General features: G+C 49.6%; 17 protein-coding genes. 1 reads left to right on the top strand and 16 read right to left on the bottom strand.

The genetic code is table 11. The annotated features are described in order from the left end of the window. Positions 1-130: 130 nt before the first annotated feature. Both A3K90_RS04655 and A3K90_RS04650 read right to left on the bottom strand, forming a co-directional pair. The gene (locus A3K90_RS04655) at positions 131-910 is read right to left on the bottom strand and encodes a WecB/TagA/CpsF family glycosyltransferase (RefSeq protein WP_160460395.1); all 780 of its coding nucleotides are present in this window, start codon (positions 908-910) and stop codon (positions 131-133) included. 236 nt (positions 911-1,146) lie between these two features. After that, positions 1,147-2,133, bottom strand: coding sequence for an acyltransferase family protein (locus tag A3K90_RS04650; RefSeq protein ID WP_303681404.1), 987 nt, complete (start codon positions 2,131-2,133; stop codon positions 1,147-1,149). A 56-nt stretch (positions 2,134-2,189) separates the two neighbouring features. Between A3K90_RS04650 and A3K90_RS04645 the strand changes: the two genes are divergently transcribed. After that, complete coding sequence (locus A3K90_RS04645) at positions 2,190-2,684, top strand: metal-dependent hydrolase (protein ID WP_011358115.1); 495 nt, start codon at positions 2,190-2,192, stop codon at positions 2,682-2,684. Here A3K90_RS04645 and A3K90_RS04640 read toward each other — a convergent pair whose 3' ends face one another. The 14 genes from A3K90_RS04640 to A3K90_RS04575 all read right to left on the bottom strand — a co-directional run bounded on the left by A3K90_RS04640 (position 2,685) and on the right by A3K90_RS04575 (position 16,646). Then, entirely contained in the window at positions 2,685-4,529 is a 1,845-nt protein-coding gene (locus A3K90_RS04640; protein ID WP_303681403.1) for an ABC transporter ATP-binding protein, read from the bottom strand. It lies immediately after the preceding gene. A gap of 3 nt (positions 4,530-4,532) precedes the next feature. After that, the gene (locus A3K90_RS04635) at positions 4,533-5,474 is read right to left on the bottom strand and encodes a glycosyltransferase family 4 protein (protein ID WP_303681402.1); all 942 of its coding nucleotides are present in this window, start codon (positions 5,472-5,474) and stop codon (positions 4,533-4,535) included. Positions 5,475-5,692: 218 nt separating this feature from the next. Further along, a complete protein-coding gene (locus A3K90_RS04630) occupies positions 5,693-6,295 on the bottom strand; it encodes a glycosyltransferase family 25 protein (RefSeq protein ID WP_303681401.1) in 603 nt (200 codons plus the stop codon). A gap of 141 nt (positions 6,296-6,436) precedes the next feature. Beyond that, positions 6,437-7,231, bottom strand: coding sequence for an acyltransferase family protein (locus A3K90_RS04625; protein WP_303681405.1), 795 nt, complete (start codon positions 7,229-7,231; stop codon positions 6,437-6,439). Then, complete coding sequence (locus A3K90_RS04620; protein WP_303681400.1) at positions 7,228-7,494, bottom strand: hypothetical protein; 267 nt, start codon at positions 7,492-7,494, stop codon at positions 7,228-7,230. The genes A3K90_RS04625 and A3K90_RS04620 overlap by 4 nt, the downstream gene beginning before the upstream one ends. A 35-nt stretch (positions 7,495-7,529) precedes the next feature. Further along, positions 7,530-8,246, bottom strand: coding sequence for a hypothetical protein (locus A3K90_RS04615; protein WP_303681399.1), 717 nt, complete (start codon positions 8,244-8,246; stop codon positions 7,530-7,532). 44 nt (positions 8,247-8,290) lie between these two features. Further along, complete coding sequence (locus A3K90_RS04610) at positions 8,291-9,481, bottom strand: glycosyltransferase family 2 protein (protein ID WP_303681398.1); 1,191 nt, start codon at positions 9,479-9,481, stop codon at positions 8,291-8,293. Next, on the bottom strand, positions 9,478-10,701 hold the full coding sequence (locus A3K90_RS04605; RefSeq protein ID WP_303681397.1) for a glycosyltransferase family 4 protein: 1,224 nt from the start codon (positions 10,699-10,701) through the stop codon (positions 9,478-9,480). Before A3K90_RS04605 ends, A3K90_RS04610 begins: the two co-directional genes overlap by 4 nt. After that, a complete protein-coding gene (locus A3K90_RS04600; protein ID WP_303681395.1) occupies positions 10,698-11,807 on the bottom strand; it encodes a glycosyltransferase family 2 protein in 1,110 nt (369 codons plus the stop codon). The genes A3K90_RS04605 and A3K90_RS04600 overlap by 4 nt, the downstream gene beginning before the upstream one ends. Beyond that, positions 11,807-12,886 carry a radical SAM protein gene (locus tag A3K90_RS04595; protein ID WP_223267038.1) on the bottom strand — a complete coding sequence of 360 codons (1,080 nt, stop codon included), beginning with the start codon at positions 12,884-12,886 and terminating at the stop codon, positions 11,807-11,809. Before A3K90_RS04595 ends, A3K90_RS04600 begins: the two co-directional genes overlap by 1 nt. Before the next feature lie 221 nt (positions 12,887-13,107). Beyond that, positions 13,108-13,461 (bottom strand): hypothetical protein, encoded by a 354-nt coding sequence (locus A3K90_RS04590; RefSeq protein ID WP_011358105.1) that lies wholly within the window; start codon positions 13,459-13,461, stop codon positions 13,108-13,110. 5 nt (positions 13,462-13,466) lie between these two features. After that, positions 13,467-14,903 carry a hypothetical protein gene (locus A3K90_RS04585; protein ID WP_303681394.1) on the bottom strand — a complete coding sequence of 479 codons (1,437 nt, stop codon included), beginning with the start codon at positions 14,901-14,903 and terminating at the stop codon, positions 13,467-13,469. Then, entirely contained in the window at positions 14,896-16,140 is a 1,245-nt protein-coding gene (locus tag A3K90_RS04580) for a glycosyltransferase family 4 protein (RefSeq protein ID WP_303681393.1), read from the bottom strand. The genes A3K90_RS04585 and A3K90_RS04580 overlap by 8 nt, the downstream gene beginning before the upstream one ends. After that, positions 16,137-16,646 (bottom strand): serine O-acetyltransferase, encoded by a 510-nt coding sequence (locus A3K90_RS04575; protein ID WP_303681392.1) that lies wholly within the window; start codon positions 16,644-16,646, stop codon positions 16,137-16,139. Before A3K90_RS04575 ends, A3K90_RS04580 begins: the two co-directional genes overlap by 4 nt.

Raw genomic sequence — 16,646 nt, 5'->3', positions numbered from 1 at the left:
GGGGCCATGGCCAAAATCAAGATCATGGCCATGGCTGCTATGATTGACCTTTTTGCTGTGCGGTCTGTTTTTGTTTCAGATGTGACAATGACTTGCTGCATCGTTGTTTGTATGTATAGTTCTCCGATCGTTATGCGCTAAACGGATTGATATAGGTGCCTCGCAATTGTTTTGCGAAATGAAAAAAGAATATCGGGTCGTTGACCAGGTAGCGCCTATACATTCTTTTCGGTTCCATCATCAGTCGATAGAGCCATTCCATGCCGATTTTTCGAATCATCATGGGCGCTCTCCTGACATTTCCGGCTTCAAAGTCGATTGTTGCCCCGAGTGCCATGAAAAGTTTGACATTTGGCATTCTATGTCTGTATTGCGCAAGCCAGATTTCCTGTTTTACCCCTCCGGCTCCCACCACAAGGACGGTTGCCCCTGAGTTGTTGATGAGATTGACGATTTCATTGCATTCTGTTTCATTTTTCTCGAATCCATAGGAGGGTGAGTGCGCTCCGATGACAATCTTCCTTCCGGCTTTCCTGTTGATGTTCTCCATAGCCTTTCGGCCTACACCTTCTGCTGCTCCAAGAAGGAAGATTTTGCATTCCAGATCATTTTTATGATGCATGTAGAATGAGCGAAGGAAGCTTGATCCCGGAATGGCTTCCGGCAGCGATTCCGGAAAAAGCTTCGAAAGGAAGTAAATGATCCGGCTGTCGCAGATGACCCATTCTGCTGATTGATACGCTTCGTAAAATTTCCTGTTTTTCTGGAGGTGGAAAAGGTGGTCTATATTCGGGGTGACCAGCATGCCGCGTTCAAGTTTGCAAAGCAGTTCTGGTTCGGTAATGCTTTTGATGTCGATATTAAGTATCGATATCGCTTTTTTTTGGATGAGTGTATGTTCCTGTGGCATGGCTATGGGGGTTGTTGTGTACTACTTGCCTATTCACCCTCATGCAAATCCCGTGCCCGATGGTGTGTACTGCCAGAACCCTCACTCTTAAAGGCTTTCGGGTCGTTTGGTTTCTTGCTGCGGAAGCGGTATTGAGAGGATCTGCTGTCATGCACTTTCAAAATGAGAGCAATAAGGGATCCTGCCGGGAGCATCAGGATGTGCGGGGAGCTTGATACACCATGTATTCGTGATGTTCAATTCTTTGGCAGGGGTTTCTTTCCCAGAAGTGTTGTTCTGAGCAGGTTATGTTTGTTTGCCAGGGTTTCTGTCAGTATGGGGCCGGTAATTCCTGCAGCTGTTCCTGCAAGAAAAAGGAATGTGATATCTGAAACTCCGATATGCATAAGCCCTATTCTTGCTGCTGCAGTAAAGAATACATGAAAGAGGTAGATGGAGTAAGAGTAATAGCCGATGCTGGCAAGCCATTCCGAGCGGCTTTGCGTAAGCAGGAGTGCGATACATGCAACCGTGCCAACGAAAAGAGCCGGAAATGAACGGCGGTCATCGATATACTGCTGGCTGTACAGTATCAGGAAGAGTACGGTCACGATGATGATGATGAACCCTGTTATTTGAGAGTATTTGAATTTCAGGGGGAATCGGGTGCAATAAAGACCGGCAAGGAAATAGGGCAAGAGGTAGAAGACCCCGGCAAGGGAAAACCATATTGTTCCGATGTTGGACAGAAAAGCTGTGACCGATCCCAGGTAGGCCAGCGCAAAGCCCCGTCTGGTGGCGAGCACTTTGAAGTGTTCGAGCGCGAGAATGATCAGGAAAATGATAAAGAGCGATTCAATGAACCAGTAATGGGCAACTGGTTTGATATGCAGATATTTCCAATCTTCAATAGGGTTGTTTGTGCCGGGAGTGACGGCTTGAAGAATGGCAAAGCCGGTTCCGACGAACAACATCGGAATGATCAGTCGTTGGATCTTGCCATTCATAAAAGCTTTCCATGTTCCAGCGAATGGTCGCCAGCCATAGACGAGACCCGAAAGAAACGTAAATAAAGGCATGCGGATATAGGCGAACATTTCATTCGTATCTTTCAGGAGTCCCTCACTCAGCCTGAGTCCGCTTTCCGGTGATATGCCGATAACATGGTAGGCAACGAGCATGATGCATGCGATGCCTCTGAGCGTATCGATCGGAATATTGCGCGTGCTGGTTTTTTCTATCATAACTGATTTCAGTGTTAGTTTCAGCGGCTTGAACCTTTCCGTTCCAATACCTGCCCATGTATTTTGCACATCTTCCTGCTGGCTATATTACCGCTCGATTGCTTGACGGCAGGTTGTGCCGAACGCCTCTTCGGAGCAACACCTTCATGTTCTGGGGTATGCTGGGTTCGATAGCTCCCGATTTCGATTTTGTATGGTGCTTCCACCTTCATCAACGCTTGTGCGACCATCACCAGTATCCCACCCACTATCCGCTGTTATGGCTGGGACTGCTTGTTTTTTCAGTCCTCTGGCTTTTGATTGCCCGGTTCCAGCATACCCCTTCAGCGTTTGCCGTGGTGTTTTTCTTTGGGGGGGTCATCCACACCGTTCTTGATATGTTTACCGGCCACCTTTTTCTGTTGGCACCGATTTCGTTCGTGCGGCAAAAGATTTCACTGGCCGAGTATGGTCTGTGGGATCCTTTTTTTCTCGAGCTTTTTATTGTATTGGGGGCGCTGATCGTATGGAAAAAGGAGCAGCTCTCTGTTTTACTCTCGAAAATTTCATGATCATGAGCTCTGCAGGGTTCTGTTGTGTCGTGTGAGCATTGCTGCAGGGGAGCCTTGTGAGGTTATTTTCCCCTCTTCGAGACGATAGATTCGGTCACAGTGCTCGACGGTGGTTAACCGATGGGCGACGATGATGATCGTCTTGCTGCCGTGCAGCGCTGTTACCGCCTCCATGACGGCAGTTTCGGATTCCATATCGAGTGCACTTGTGGCTTCGTCAAGAACAAGGACTTCCGGGTTGTGGTAGAGTGCCCGGGCGATGCCGATGCGTTGTTTTTGTCCGCCGGAAAGCCTGATGCCTCGTTCCCCGACGAAGGTTGCAAGGCCGTCAGGTAGTCCTTTGACGAAAGCAGCGAGATTGGCTGCTTCGACGGCATACAAAACTTTATCCCTGTCAATCTGCTCGTCGGACAGACCGAAAGCGATATTGTGTTCCAGGTCATCATCAGTCAGGTAGATTGATTGCGGAACATAGCCGATTATGTTTTGCCAGCCCCGCATATTAGTTCTGATGTCGTTTCCATCGATGCTTATCGTTCCGTGATTCGGGGCCAGCAGTCCGAGCAATAGGTCGATGAGCGTACTTTTTCCTGAGCCGCTTGGCCCGATGAATCCGACTGATTCTCCTTTCTGTATCGTCAGCGTGATATCTTCGATGGTTTGCCTGTTGGCCTGCGGGTAGGCATAAGTGATGTTTTCGAGATGAAGCGACGATTTGAAGGGTATTGCACCTGTTTTTTCCTGTGGTTCTTCATGGAAGGGAAGCGAAAAATCTCTACCGATGATATCGACGACAGGCAGACAGTACTGAAGCGATTGCAGCGCATTGAGGATACGGTTGACGGAGGGCATCATCCTGAATGTTGCCACGGCAAAGAATCCAAGGTTCGGAACGATAGAGTCCATATCCTTGCCTTGCATCATCATGGTGAGCACAAGGACGATCAGGCCAGTTACAGAAAGCAATTCCAGCCAGAGACGGGGGACTTGCTGAACGGTCGTATTTTTTCTCCTTACTTTTGTACTGGAGGTGTTGTGATATCCATAGCGGGACAGGAAGTAGTCTTCCTTTCCAAGGATCTTGACATCCTTGATTCCGCCAAGTCCCTGCTGAAGATGTTGCATGCGGAGTCCCTCATGATGCTGGCGGTCGTTTCCCCATTTGGCGACATTTTGCCGGGTCAGCATGACAAAAGAAATGCTTGTCAACCCAAGTACGAGGAGGATGTTCAGGGTCCCTAGTGGCTCAACGATGAGTAGAAGCGAGAAAATGCACAGCAACGTCAGGGTTTCTACGCTCAATTGCAGGATAGGGGTTAGTACATTTGTTGCGAGTACCTCGACTTCCGTGGTGACGTTTCTTATCAACTGGGCGGAATTGCGTTCTAAATGAAAGGTATATGGCTGATGCAGATAGATTTTGAGGAGCTGTTGTGAAAGCCTTTCACCTATCGAGTAGATGAAATGGTTCTGTCTCCACGTCATAAATAGCAGAAAGAGGGCTTTTATGAGATAGATGCTGAACAGCAGGCCGAGCCCTCCAAAAACCAGGCTGGTCTGGTCTGGGTTGCCGAAGAAGTCGATGAGCGGTTTGGCAACAGGGTGTTTCCCGGCAAAATCTTTTTCAGTAAAGAGTGCAAGCGCAGGTATTACCAGACCGACTCCCAATGTTTCAAGGAGGACGGCAATCACCATCATTGAAAGTATCCCCAGACTGTTTCTGCGCTCCCTCTCTGACAGAATGGTGCGGATGTCCTTGAGATATTTGAGATTGGGGACTCGTATCTTCATTATCGTTGTTTTCTTGTCTTTGATTCCATTGTTCAGGCGTCCGGTTACCGGCATCCCTCAGTGGTCAGTTGCATTTCCCTGATCTTTCCACAGCATCGGATAACGTTGTTCCAAAAGTTCCGCACGTTGATTGGAAACGTTTTTCCATGTAAAGCGCTCCGCGCGTTGTCGAGCATGTTGTCCGATGTCGATTCTCGCCTGCCTGTTCAAGGCCATTGATGTCAGAGCTTCAGCCCATGCATCAATATCCATGTCAGGAAGGACTATGCCGTTGATGTCCTTTTCCACTATTGCTCCTGCGCCCATTTCTGAAACCAAGCAGGGAATTCCATGAGCCATGGCTTCATAGGTGACCATTGGTCCACCTTCCTCAAGGCTAGGAAAGACGAAGACGTCCGCACTGCGGTAGATCATTCCCATGTCGTGGGTATAGCTGACGTGGCGGACATTGGGGTACGTTTCGAGTGGCGGGAGGTGTTCTTGTATTTCCGGCGCAATGTTGCCACATAATACCAGATCAGCATCGAGCTTCGCTCTTTTCCATGCTTCGAGCAGGAGCGGGATGCCTTTTCGCAGGCAGATGCTGCCGACAAACAGGAACACCGGGCGTTCCGCATGTTTTTTTTCGTCATTTCTTCCCGGAAATCGTTCTGGAGCCCAGCCATAGCTGGTTGAGAGGAGCTTGGTTTCCTCTACGCCGTTTTCCAGCATGCTTTTTCGGACCATTGGGCTCGGACAGAAGACTGCATCGGCTATTTCCAGCTTTTTTGCCTCAATCAAGGCTGCCTTTTCATCAGTGTTGATCCTGTAGGGGATGTTCCATGTATCTGCGGCTGCTTCAAGTATTCTCCATGAGCTTTTCCTATGGCAGTTGATCCTTTCGATGACAATGCGGCTTCCTCGCTTATGAAAGGCTTCAAAAATCTCCAGAGACAGGCCGGCCCATAGATAGACAATATCTGCATCCTTTTCATGTTTATAGAAAAGCTGTTCGGCCATGGTTCGAGCTTGGATGTTGGTCCCGAATTTATAGGTCAGTTTCTGGCGGAGGCCCTTCATTGCTGTTCTGAGCCACGGGTATTCGAGCCCTTTTACTGCTCCGGGTAGAGTGAGTTGGACAGCCCTGCCGCTTTCATGCCAATGGCGGCAGAGAGAAAGAGCAACATGGCTGTTGCCGATATTGGAAGCTTCATAGCCGAAAAGAACCGGCAGATAGTTCATGGCAGTCTCCTTTTCAATGCATTTTTTAGCTGACGCACTCCGTCTGTCAGGGGGGCAAGCAATGGCCATCGATCCCAGATGGGAAGTGCGTGAAGGTCTGTTCGTGAGCTACGTTGGGAACCGAGGCTCGGATAGAGGATATACGTCGGGATGTCAGGATTCTGCATCCTGAATGTCGAAATGGCGCCGTCGTAATGCATAGGGCCCCCGTCGGGATGGCCCGCAGGTCTTTTGAGCAACTGCTCAAGGAAATGGAGGAATCGTTCAAGATACGGCCCATTGACTGCATAGAAATGGGCCAGCATAAGCGGTTCTTTAAGCAGTTCGATTCCAAGGGAGTTTTTGTCGCCTGCCGGACGATCGTGGCCAAAGTAGATGAACCCCCACTTTTTTCCTTCGAGCTGCTCCATAACGGCATTCCCTATCTGGTTTATCTCCCGGATAAATGAGATGTCATCTTCGAGGACAAGGATATTGGCGCATTTGTTTTCTTTTGCCTGTCGCAGTACTTCCATGTGGCTTGTATAGCAGCCTCTCACGCCAACTGAAGGAAAGCCTCCAGCCGTTTCTGGGCGGATAGCCGGGAAAAACGATATCATTTTATCATTTGGGTTCCAGCCCGCCCTCCTGAATTCGCGAAGTGTATCTCGTTTCCTGTCCGTTCGATCTGGAAGGTTGATCACGGAGATCCTGTCAAAATGATCCGGAAAGTTCATGGCCATGCCTGTCTTGTTCTATTGTTATGCTCCGATGAGGAATCGGGATGTGGAGCCTAGTACTTTTTTTGCTGCTATGCAGCAGAATAGCGTTGCAAATATTTTGATGCAGAGGTAGAGAATCGAGCCCATGATTAGCGTATATGATGATGCGCTGATAAGGGGAAGGGAATAGATGGTTTCTGGAGGAAGTATTTTCCATACAAGGTACATGGAGACCGTGACGTGGGTAAAGAAGATTGCGAAGCTGTATGTCGCGAAAAGGTCCAGAGCTTTTATGCTTTTTTGCTCTAGTGAAGCCAAAAACGGCAGCACTATGAACATGATGCTCGACTTGTGGATGTAGTGTATGGATTCGGAGAGGCTTGTTGGGCCGAAGCTAATAGAATTTCCATGTAGGTACATTAGGGCGATGGTACAGGCAAGCGCCAGGAACGCCAGAAGGGGCTGATGCTTTTTTGCAAGATCGATCACTCTGTCATGGTTTCTTGCTACATATATACCCTGGAGGTAAACGGGAAGGAGGTATATGAATTGAAATGCAGAGATTTCAGTGCCGGTTCGTGTTCCGAGCAGGGGGAGAATGCTTGCGGCAAACGTAATTCTGTTGAATGCCGGGTCAGGGATTCTCAGGATCAATGGACTGAGCAGAAATACGACGGCGATGAAGGGTATGTACCAGTACTGTATCTGTGCCTTGCCATAGGTCAGCATTGAGAGGTAGGTGCCGGCAAGAGACGGCAGATTTTCAGTTGATTGAGGGATTTTCGAACTTTCCCACAGAAACCATAGTGTGCTCATGATGAGGTAGGGTACTATGACATTGGATAGTTTTTTCCGTAGTAGTCGAGTGGATTCTTGGTTGCGGAGAGGTATTCGACGAGAAAGCCGGAAACAAAGATGAAGTAGATGGTACTGTCATGAAAAAAGACCTGCTGCAGGAGTCTGATCATAGCGGCCGCATGGGTATATGCCGCACCTTCACCCATTGGGGCGCTCCAGATATGTACGATCATGACGTTTACGATCGCAAAACCACGGAAATAATGGATGTGTCGAAGAAATTTTCTCTTGTTTGCCATGAGGCTTGGGGGCTGTTTATGGGTTCCTCGACGGGTTAACGGATTTTGAACGCCTGCTGTAGCCGATGTTGTCCCTTGAGAAGAAGATCTTTAATCACCCATCGACTCCATGAGTCGTTATAGACGCCACCCCCAGTTCCCGACTCGGCGGAATATCTTGGATAGTGATGCAGGCCTGAGTACCGGTATCCATCAACGATGGCCATGTGAACAGCGCTTGCCAGGGCCGTTTCGAAATAGAAGCAATCCTGGTCATTGAGTCGTGAACGGTATCCGATGAGGAAGTCCCTGAAAAAATCACGCTTGGCCCCGAAGAAGCGGGAGTCGGCATCGGCGAGGGTTGGCAGGAGATTTACCATGAGCTCTGCCGCATCAGGCTTTTCATTGACGAATTCCACAAACGAGCGGACGTTCAGGACTTTGTATCGACCTGTTGCCTTGAAGATGAAATCCGCCTGATCAAAGAGCGATGAAGAACGGATGGCTTCTTCGATTATCAGCATTTCGCCGTATCCCTTGCCTTTCTTCTTGTCGTAATCGTTGCCATTGAACGTTACGATCTCAAGCGTTTTCTCGTTGATTTCTTTTCTGAACTCGCTTGAGATGTCGTTACCGGAATTTTCAATAAAAAGCACAGGAACACTTGCTGAATTCAGGTAAAACCGAATGGCATCGATGTACTGGACTTTTCTTTTTGCCTTATCGGTCAAGATGGTCATATGCATCCCGCCGGGATCGATGCAGCCGGTCATGAAGATGATGCTTTTTTTATCTCGTTAGTCATTGAGGTGTGGATCTAGTTATTGTGCAGAGTTTCTCTGGTGGTTCGAACCCAACCTTTTCCCTGTTTTCCGATGATCATTTTCAGGTAGATCGGGATTTTCCAGAGTATGTAGATCGGTGCCGCAAGAAGTGAAACCCACGTCGAGAATGGCGCTTTTCTCTGGATTTGGGCCGATAGCAGATAGAATATGACGATGAGCCAGTATGCCGCTCCTATCCAGATCCAGAGGCCGCTAAGAAGTATTGCCGCCAGAGTTCCTGGAATGAAGAGCAGAACAAGGAGTCCGAGGGGCGGAATTGCAAGATCTGCCCATGCATGGAGAAACTTCGGGTTGCCGGTCTTCGTAAAGAGACGCAGGAGCGGCATGCTCATGCTTTTGACCAGGCCAAACCGTCCGCCTTCCCAACGGGCTCTCTGGCTGCTTGCGTGGCTGCCCTTGGTCACCATTTCGCTGGTCACAATAGCATCCGGGTTATAGTACACTGCAGTGCCGTCCTGGAGAAGACGAAGTGTGAATTCCAGATCCTCGACGATGGAATGGCATGGCCAACCGTACCGTTCAAGTACTGGGGTTCTGAATGCCATGCCGTTGCCTTTCAGTGCCGCTGATCCGCTGAGTATGAAGGATCCTGCCAGACGGAGGTGGTTGAAGACATTGAATGCCGCATCTACAAGAGCTGGTCGCCATCCTGCTGACGGATTGTTGACCCCGTTGTATCCTTGGACGACACTGACAGCGGGAATGCTGAGTGAAGCACTGATTTCTCGGAGGTAGTTGACGTCTGGAGTGACGTCTGCATCAATGATGGTGATGGCATCTGTTGTCCTGTATCGACTGCTATGATTCCTCAGGAACCAGTCGAGGGCCTGTCCTTTACCTCGGTTGTCTGTGTTCGAGCGTTCAAACACGGTGGCTCCTGCGTTGCGGGCATGATCAGCCGTGTCATCGTCGCAGTTGTCGGCAATGACGAAGATTTCGAACCTGTTTGCAGGGTAGTCGCACCGGAGGACGTTCTCTATGGTTTCTCGGACGGCAATGCCTTCATTATGCGCAGGGATCAGAACACCTATGTTGAGAAACCGATTGGTTGCGGGCTCTGCCTTCTTGAAAAAGAACGATGCAATCGTCGTGATCAGCAGATAGAGTGAGGGTACAGCTGTTATGATGATCAGCGTAACAAGAAAAATGGATGGGATTGTCATGCCTGTGCAACGGCCTGTTTGAACAGGTCGACCATTTTATTGTTGTTGATGTGTTGGTTGTATCGGCGTTCGACGCTCTTCCGTCCTTCACGGCCCAATCGTTTCCGCATTTCAGGATCTTCAATCAGGGTGCGGATCTTTCTGGCAAGGTCTTCGGTATCTGCGGGGGTTGCAAGCAGTCCGTTATGGCCATGTTCGATAAGTTCGGGAATACCGGTGATTCGGGTGGAGATGACCGGAATCTCCTTGGCCATGGCCTCCATCAGGACGACGGGAACACCTTCGGCGAAACTGGCAAGGATAAACATGTCAGTCATGTCGTACCATTCACGCACCTTGTCCTGGCCTTGGATGCCAGTGAATGTGACTGCGCCTTCAAGCCCATGTTCACGGCTGAACTGTTCCAGTGATGTCCTGTCAGGGCCGTCTCCGATAAGCGTGAGATGGAAGCGCACCCCCTCATTTTTCAGTAGTGCGCAGGCATTCAGCAGGATGTGCTGGCCTTTTGCCGGTACTAGCCTGCCTACGCAGAGCAACTGTGGCACCTCGTTATCGGGCTCGGGGCGCGGCAACCAGGTGTCAGGATCAACCCCGCACCGGACGATATGGTGTTTTTCCCACATCGACGAGGGGCTGATGCGCATGATCTGGCTCCGGCAGTAATGGCTGATGCAGCGGACGAAGCTGGCATGGCGGACCTTCTCATCGAGCATGGCTGAATCGATCTGATAGAAGATGTCGGGGCCGTGGACGGAGATGCTGTAGGAAAGGCCGCCGTAGGTTTTCATCAGCATGGCAACAATGGCGGTAGGGTTTCCGAAATGCTCGTGGACGTGAGTGATGCTTAGTCCGTGCAGCCATTCGAGAAGGATGCCTGCTTCGATGAAGTATGCTGCGGCCTTGATTGGCTTGCAGGGGCCGGTGAATGCCGGCTTCAGTGCCGCGGCGGCCATACGCAGGTAGCCTGCCGGGTTTCTGGTCAGGCTTTTTGCATGAGCCTTGAATATTGCGGGGAGGGGCTCGGTGATCACGGCAAAGGTGCGCTTGGCCTCATCCTGTTCGCTCGCGGTCATCAATCCCAAGTTTGACGTCCTGCGGATGGTGGCGGTATGTACCAGAATGCCTGCCCGGCGGAGCGATTCGATTTCGCGGAAAATGAAAGTGTGCGAAACGGCGGGATATTCGCTACAGAGGTAGGCTATGGTTGTGGCGTTGTTCATGGCGTCTGGACTGAAATTTCTGATGCTATCCTGGCTGGCCGGTTCCGAAGAGGTTTATTAAATATGCGTCCTATGTGGTAGCGGAGTACTCCTGCCAGCTGCGGGAGTACGACAAGAGAGCAGTGCCAGGCATATGATCTGGCTTCCTTGCGCGCGAGCTGCTGTTCACGCATGAACTGGCCCACCTTGAAAATCCGGGGGTTGAGGAGCAGGGCGGTGCCCAGCGCGGCTAACGCGAGTGCTGTGATGCTGGCTGCTGGAGCCCCGACTGCCATGAGGGGGATCGCAAGAAGTAGGCTGAAGGAAAACCCTCCCCCCTTGATAATGATCTTTCGGTATTCGTATTGCCAGAAACGACTTCCAGCGGAGCGTTCCCGCTCTCTTACGGCAGCAAAGGCATAGCCGGTGCGGAAAGTTCGGCGGAGGTACTGTTTGAAACGTGTCATTGCCAGATCATGCTGCGCCATCGGCACCCCGGTCTGAATGACCTTCCAGCCTGCTCTGATGATTCGTCTGCTGAGTTCCGGGTCTTCTCCTCCGACCATCTCCTCATCATAGCCGCCGGTCATTTCAAGGGCATCACGCTTTACAATCACATTACCCCCGAATGATTCGCATTCTCCTTTCAGGCCGTTCCATTCCAGATTTCCGATCCAGTTATAGAAAGACCTCTCAGGGTACAGTTCGCTAAGCAGCCCCTGAACGGCTCCGATCTTCTCAGGTCTTATTGCTTTGATTGCGCTTGAGAACCAGCCGGGATCAAGTATGGTATCAGAATCGAGAAACTGGATCAGGGGAGATGACCCGGTTTTCCAACCAGCGTTTCTGCCGAGTCCAGGGGTTGGATGCACTGGCCTGAGCGCAATGGTGATAACCCCTTCATACTGTTTGGCTATGGTAATGCTTGCATCTGAAGATCCCCCGTCGACATAGTAGATATGCAGTCTTTTTGTGGGGTAATCTGCTGCCTGGATAGATTCGATGCAGCGGCCCACCGTTTTTTCACTATTGATCCCGATGAGTACACAGTCGATGTGAGGCAAAGCATTTTCAATCGCTTGTGTCTTGTCGCTCAAATGGGTCATGGCCGGAGGTTCCTTGTGCATTACTTTTTTTGTCCCGAAAGCATCGTTATTGCTTGACTGATCTTGTTTCCTAACGATTTCTGTGAGAGGCAGGTCAGAAGGCATAGCTTGTCGCATTGAAGCGTGGCTTTTCGGATTTTTTGTGCCTCCGCTCCCCGCCAAATTTCTTTTGCCGAGTGCCCGGATACATTACCGATGGAGGGGAAGTGGAAACATAGCCTGACATCACCGTCTGGGCGAATGAAGTACTCGTGGAGGCCGATTCGGCAGGGAAGGTTTTCTGTGGATGCTTTTTCCTCCCGAAAACTGGCGGTCATCAATCCGAGTATTTCCTCGCTGTTCATGATAGGAGCGCCTTCCCGTTTCATGACGATCAGGCGTTGCATGACATTCTCGAGGTTTGGCCACTCTTCCTTTTCGATCCACAGTTCATTATTGGTCTCTTCCGTCCACCTCCCGAGCGGCTGGAAGTTTACTGCTGATACGCCGAGTTGTTCAGCAAAATGTACAAGCTCGGGCAGGTGCCTGTAATTGAGCGACATGACGGTCGGCTTGATGATGATGGGAAAGCTGATTGCCTGGCGGTTCTGCTCTTCCTTCAGGCGTGCTATCCCCCTGCATATTTTTTCGTGCAGTCCTTCGCGTCCCCTGATATAGTCGTGCGTGTCTGCCTTATGGGAGTCGAGTGAAATGTTGATATTGAATGGCCTTGCGGCAACCAGTTCGGCCGCGTGTCTTTCAAGCAGCATTCCGTTGGTAGTCATACCGGCGTATATGCTGTTTGATGAACAAAAATTCAGCAGCTCAATGAAGCCTTTCTTGATAAGAGGTTCACCTCCGCTGAAATTTATTGCATAGGAACCAGTGAAGTCTCTGATGCTCAGCAGTGTCTTTTTCCACTCATCTATCCCCATCTCGTCAGTGTATTTGTCAAGGCGCCAGTGGTCGCAGTGACGGCAAAGGCAGTTGCACCTTTCATTGAGAAGGGCATGGAATGTGACTGGCCGGGTGAAATCGATATCGGCGAGAATATAGGCCGATTCGGCTATGGTGTTCCGTCCGTGCTTCAATCCGAGAGCGAGCAGTTCTGTGAGATGCATGGGGCGCAGTTTTTTGCTGGATGAATCGTACTCTGACTCATACATGCAAAACATGTGCCAAAACCATGCGAATCGTTATGCCGTTCATTTATAAAGGCTTACGGGATCTGCTGGATGCGGCGGTGAGGCCGTGCTGGCATCTGGAGAGGTGTGGACTGCTAGGGGGCTCTCTAATTGAGAGCTATAGGTACTTGCGGTGTCTATGCGATGTGGTTCCGGGATTATTTTTCGTAATGATGTTTCAATCGAACCATGATGCCAGTGATCATGCCAACCGTAATCCCCAGGTTATTGTAAAAAGCATCCATCATCTTGAAGCCGTATCCGGTTGTCGAACCATGCATCGTTTCAAACAGAAGGCCCAATGGGGCAATGGCTAATGCGACGAGAAACGCCGTCAGGCGTTTTTTCAGGGCAATGAGGGGAACTGCCGCCAGGATGGCATAGATCCCGAGATGAAAAACGATATCCAGTCCGAACACCCTTGAGGAATCTGTTCCCGGAGAAAAGCTTGCCGTAAGGAGCAGAATGAATGCGGCCAGCCAGGCTGTTTTTAGTTTATTCTTGGTTGACATGGGAGTCAGTTGATGAATTTTGATTGCGAATTTCCAGGATCAGAAAGGAATCTGCTTGTTAGTTTGTCGAATTCTCTGAACAGGTCGAGTTCTGTTTCTTCGCTCGATTCAAGGCTTAAGTCCGTTTTGTTGAGCAGTAAACCATGAAGCCCCCCTGCAAAGACGAGATAAATAGGGTTGACCATCGCATTCAGAAGGTTGTCTACCATTGTGAACGCGATGAAAACAGCCATTGCTGCCGGCGCCGCATATGCAGGCGATTCCCATTGAACGGGCTTTTTCCTGCTGATGAAAAATATGGTTGGCAGCTGTACAGCAAAAAGCAGCCATAACAATCCATAGCTCCCCTGATTTCCGAGTGTTATGACCCAAAGGCCATCTGTAGTGGAAAGATCTTTTCCACTATCAGTAAAGACCCTTGCCCGACCGTAGCCTCCCCAGCCAAAAAAACTGCCCTGAAGCGCTTTATCAATGAGGATCGTTTCGTTGTCAAAGCGAAATTGCAGTGACTGTGCTCTGGCCGGGCTGATTTTCTCTGCGATGTAATTGGTGAGATTTGTTCCATCCCAAGATCCAGTAGATCTTGAAAAGATATAGATATATGGCGTCACGAGCAAGACTATGACGAGAACGGCGTTTTTCCATTTGATGCCAATGTATAGGATCAGCAGGCTCATCGCGAAATAAAATATGGCTCCCATTGATTGGTACATTAAAAATGTACCAATCAGGAGGGCCAGCAGTAAGGATGACGGAAGAAAAAAGATTTTCTTTGGAAGGACTTTCGTGATGTAAAGCCACATTCCAAGGAGTGAAGCAAGCATCATCCACATAGAGGTCATCAAGCCATGGTTCATGTAGACCATGGGGCGATATCCTCCATCTTCCCTGAGTGTCTGAAGAAAGTCATGCTGATGAAACCCGTATGTCAGTCGGTGAAGCTGAGGGCTCATGATGAGTTCGAACCAGCTGAAAGGGATATAGACGAGCCCCCCGATGAAGATGGTTATTGCAAGGGTCTTGAGAATATCACTTTCGTTAAAATAGACTCGACCAAAAAAGTACGGGATACCCCATTTAATTGTGGTGTAGAGTGTTGAGGCCAAGCCATCATATATTCCCAGTCCGTTGGCAAGTGAAGAGAAAAAAGGGGTCGTACACCATAATACTATGGGGATATCTATGCTGCGGAATCGGTAGCTGAACAGTTTTTCTTTATCAAAGAGCCATGTTGCGGCAAGCAGGCTGTATCCAATTACTGTTGATTTGGTGTTTTTCAGCATGAAGATATCATACTCCGCGCACGGCAGAAACATCCAGCCTGCGACATAGGCAATGACCGGTACAAGTCGTTTATCCAGCTTCTTGTACAGCAGAATGACAACGCCAGGCCAGAGGAAAAAGGCTAAGGGCACCAGAATGTTAGCTCCGGGATTACCCATGCTTCGGTATGTTTGTAATGATGCGTTCTAGCACGGCCTGCCAAGAGCATGCCGGGTCGAAAAATGGTTCCATGCCCCTCTGAGTTCCATTTTGTTTTTCTGCATAAAATGCGCTGTCGTAAGCCAGTTGTTCAATGGCCTGACGGTATCCTTCAGTTTCATCAGGCGGGACAAGAATGATTCCGCTGTTGAGCTCTTCAAGGTGTGGGTAGGCGCATACAATGGATGTGATGACCGGTCTTCCTGAAAGCAGCCCCTCCACAAGTGCTTTGTTATATCCTTCTTCGAATGTTGTCCTTGTCGGGACGATGAATGCATGGCTATTGTTGATATGCTCAAGCATTTCGTCCTGGCGGCAGAAGCCATGGATTCGGAATGTTTCCTCTATCCCATACGCTGATGCTGCCATGCGCAGCCCGGTTTCTTCTGATCCTCCACCACAAAGATTGATGACGATGTCCGTGTGTCCTTTTTCCCTGAGGTCCTTGGCGATCTGAAGCAGGTCAAAAATGCCTTTATCGGTCTCCATCCGCCCTACAAACAGAATATTGAAGGGTTTATTATGATGTATTGGCGGATTGATATGCTCAAAATACTCTCGTCGATAGAGCTGATAGAAGCGATGGACCGGTGAGGCCATGGCGTAAGTCATCTCCTCAATCTGTTCGGTTACGCTTGGTGAAACGGACATGATGGCCGATGCTTTTCTGATGAAAAACATAGCATTCATGAACTGTATCAGCTTCTGAGCTGCAGAGAGAGGTCGAAAACGAGACTTGAGGTTGCAGTGCAGCGTGGGGATCAGCTTCATCCTTGAGGGTATTGCCCATAGAAGCGGGAAAAAATATCCTGTAGCCTCACTGAGGATCAGGAAGTCTGCACCCTGCTTTTTAGCAAAATCAGCAACCCTTAGAACATAGCTAACCTGTTCCTTATGAAACGCAATGGCATTCTCCTGTGGATTTTTAGGGAGGTTTTCGATATGGAACAGGTCCGTGACGATACGGTCTTTTCTGGGGCATGAAGAAATGGCGATACCCCTCGCATTGAGCGAACGGCATGCATCAAAGAACATTGCGCTGTAGGTTGTCGAAACCTGATGAGGGTCGTCGTTTCCTTTCTGCCAATAGGAAAATGTTTTAACGATATCACCCGGTCCGGCAGCGTAAGCTATGCATAACCGTGTCGTATGTTTTTCTTTCATTTCCCGCAATTGATCATACGATTTCTTTTTCACGGATTACCCTTGATTCTTGCCGGTACGCCGACTGCGGTCGTGTTTGCCGGTACATTTTTGAGTACCACCGCATTGGCTCCTATTAGTGCATGGGCTCCAATGTGTACTTCTCCCAAGATCTTTGCGCCAGCACCTATATCGACATGGCCTTCAATGATTGGAGTCCCTTTTCCCGTAGTGCCGATAGTGACCTGATGCATGATCAGGCAGTTGGGACCGATTATTGCCGCAGGATGGATTACGATGCCGTTTGGGTGAGGGATCAGGAGACCTCCTCCGATGTTGGCATTGATTGGGATGTCCGCTCCACAAACCGCGCTCCAGAATCGATGTTGGAGTACGGTGATTTTTGAGAGTAACTTACCTGGAAGACCTTTTGTTCTCAATGACTGATAGCGCCGTATTGAAGCCAGAAGGTATTTGCCCGGTTCGTATTTGCCCGGGACGGCATGTTCCCTGGTAAAGTCTGGCTCTGTTGCTGAAATCACCTGCCGGCTTGTCTTCAT

Source organism: Pelodictyon luteolum, assembly GCF_001622165.1.
GTDB classification, from domain to species: domain Bacteria; phylum Bacteroidota; class Chlorobiia; order Chlorobiales; family Chlorobiaceae; genus Chlorobium; species Chlorobium luteolum_B.
Note: the sequence above shows the minus strand (reverse complement) of the source record. Positions and strands in the feature narration are given on the sequence as shown.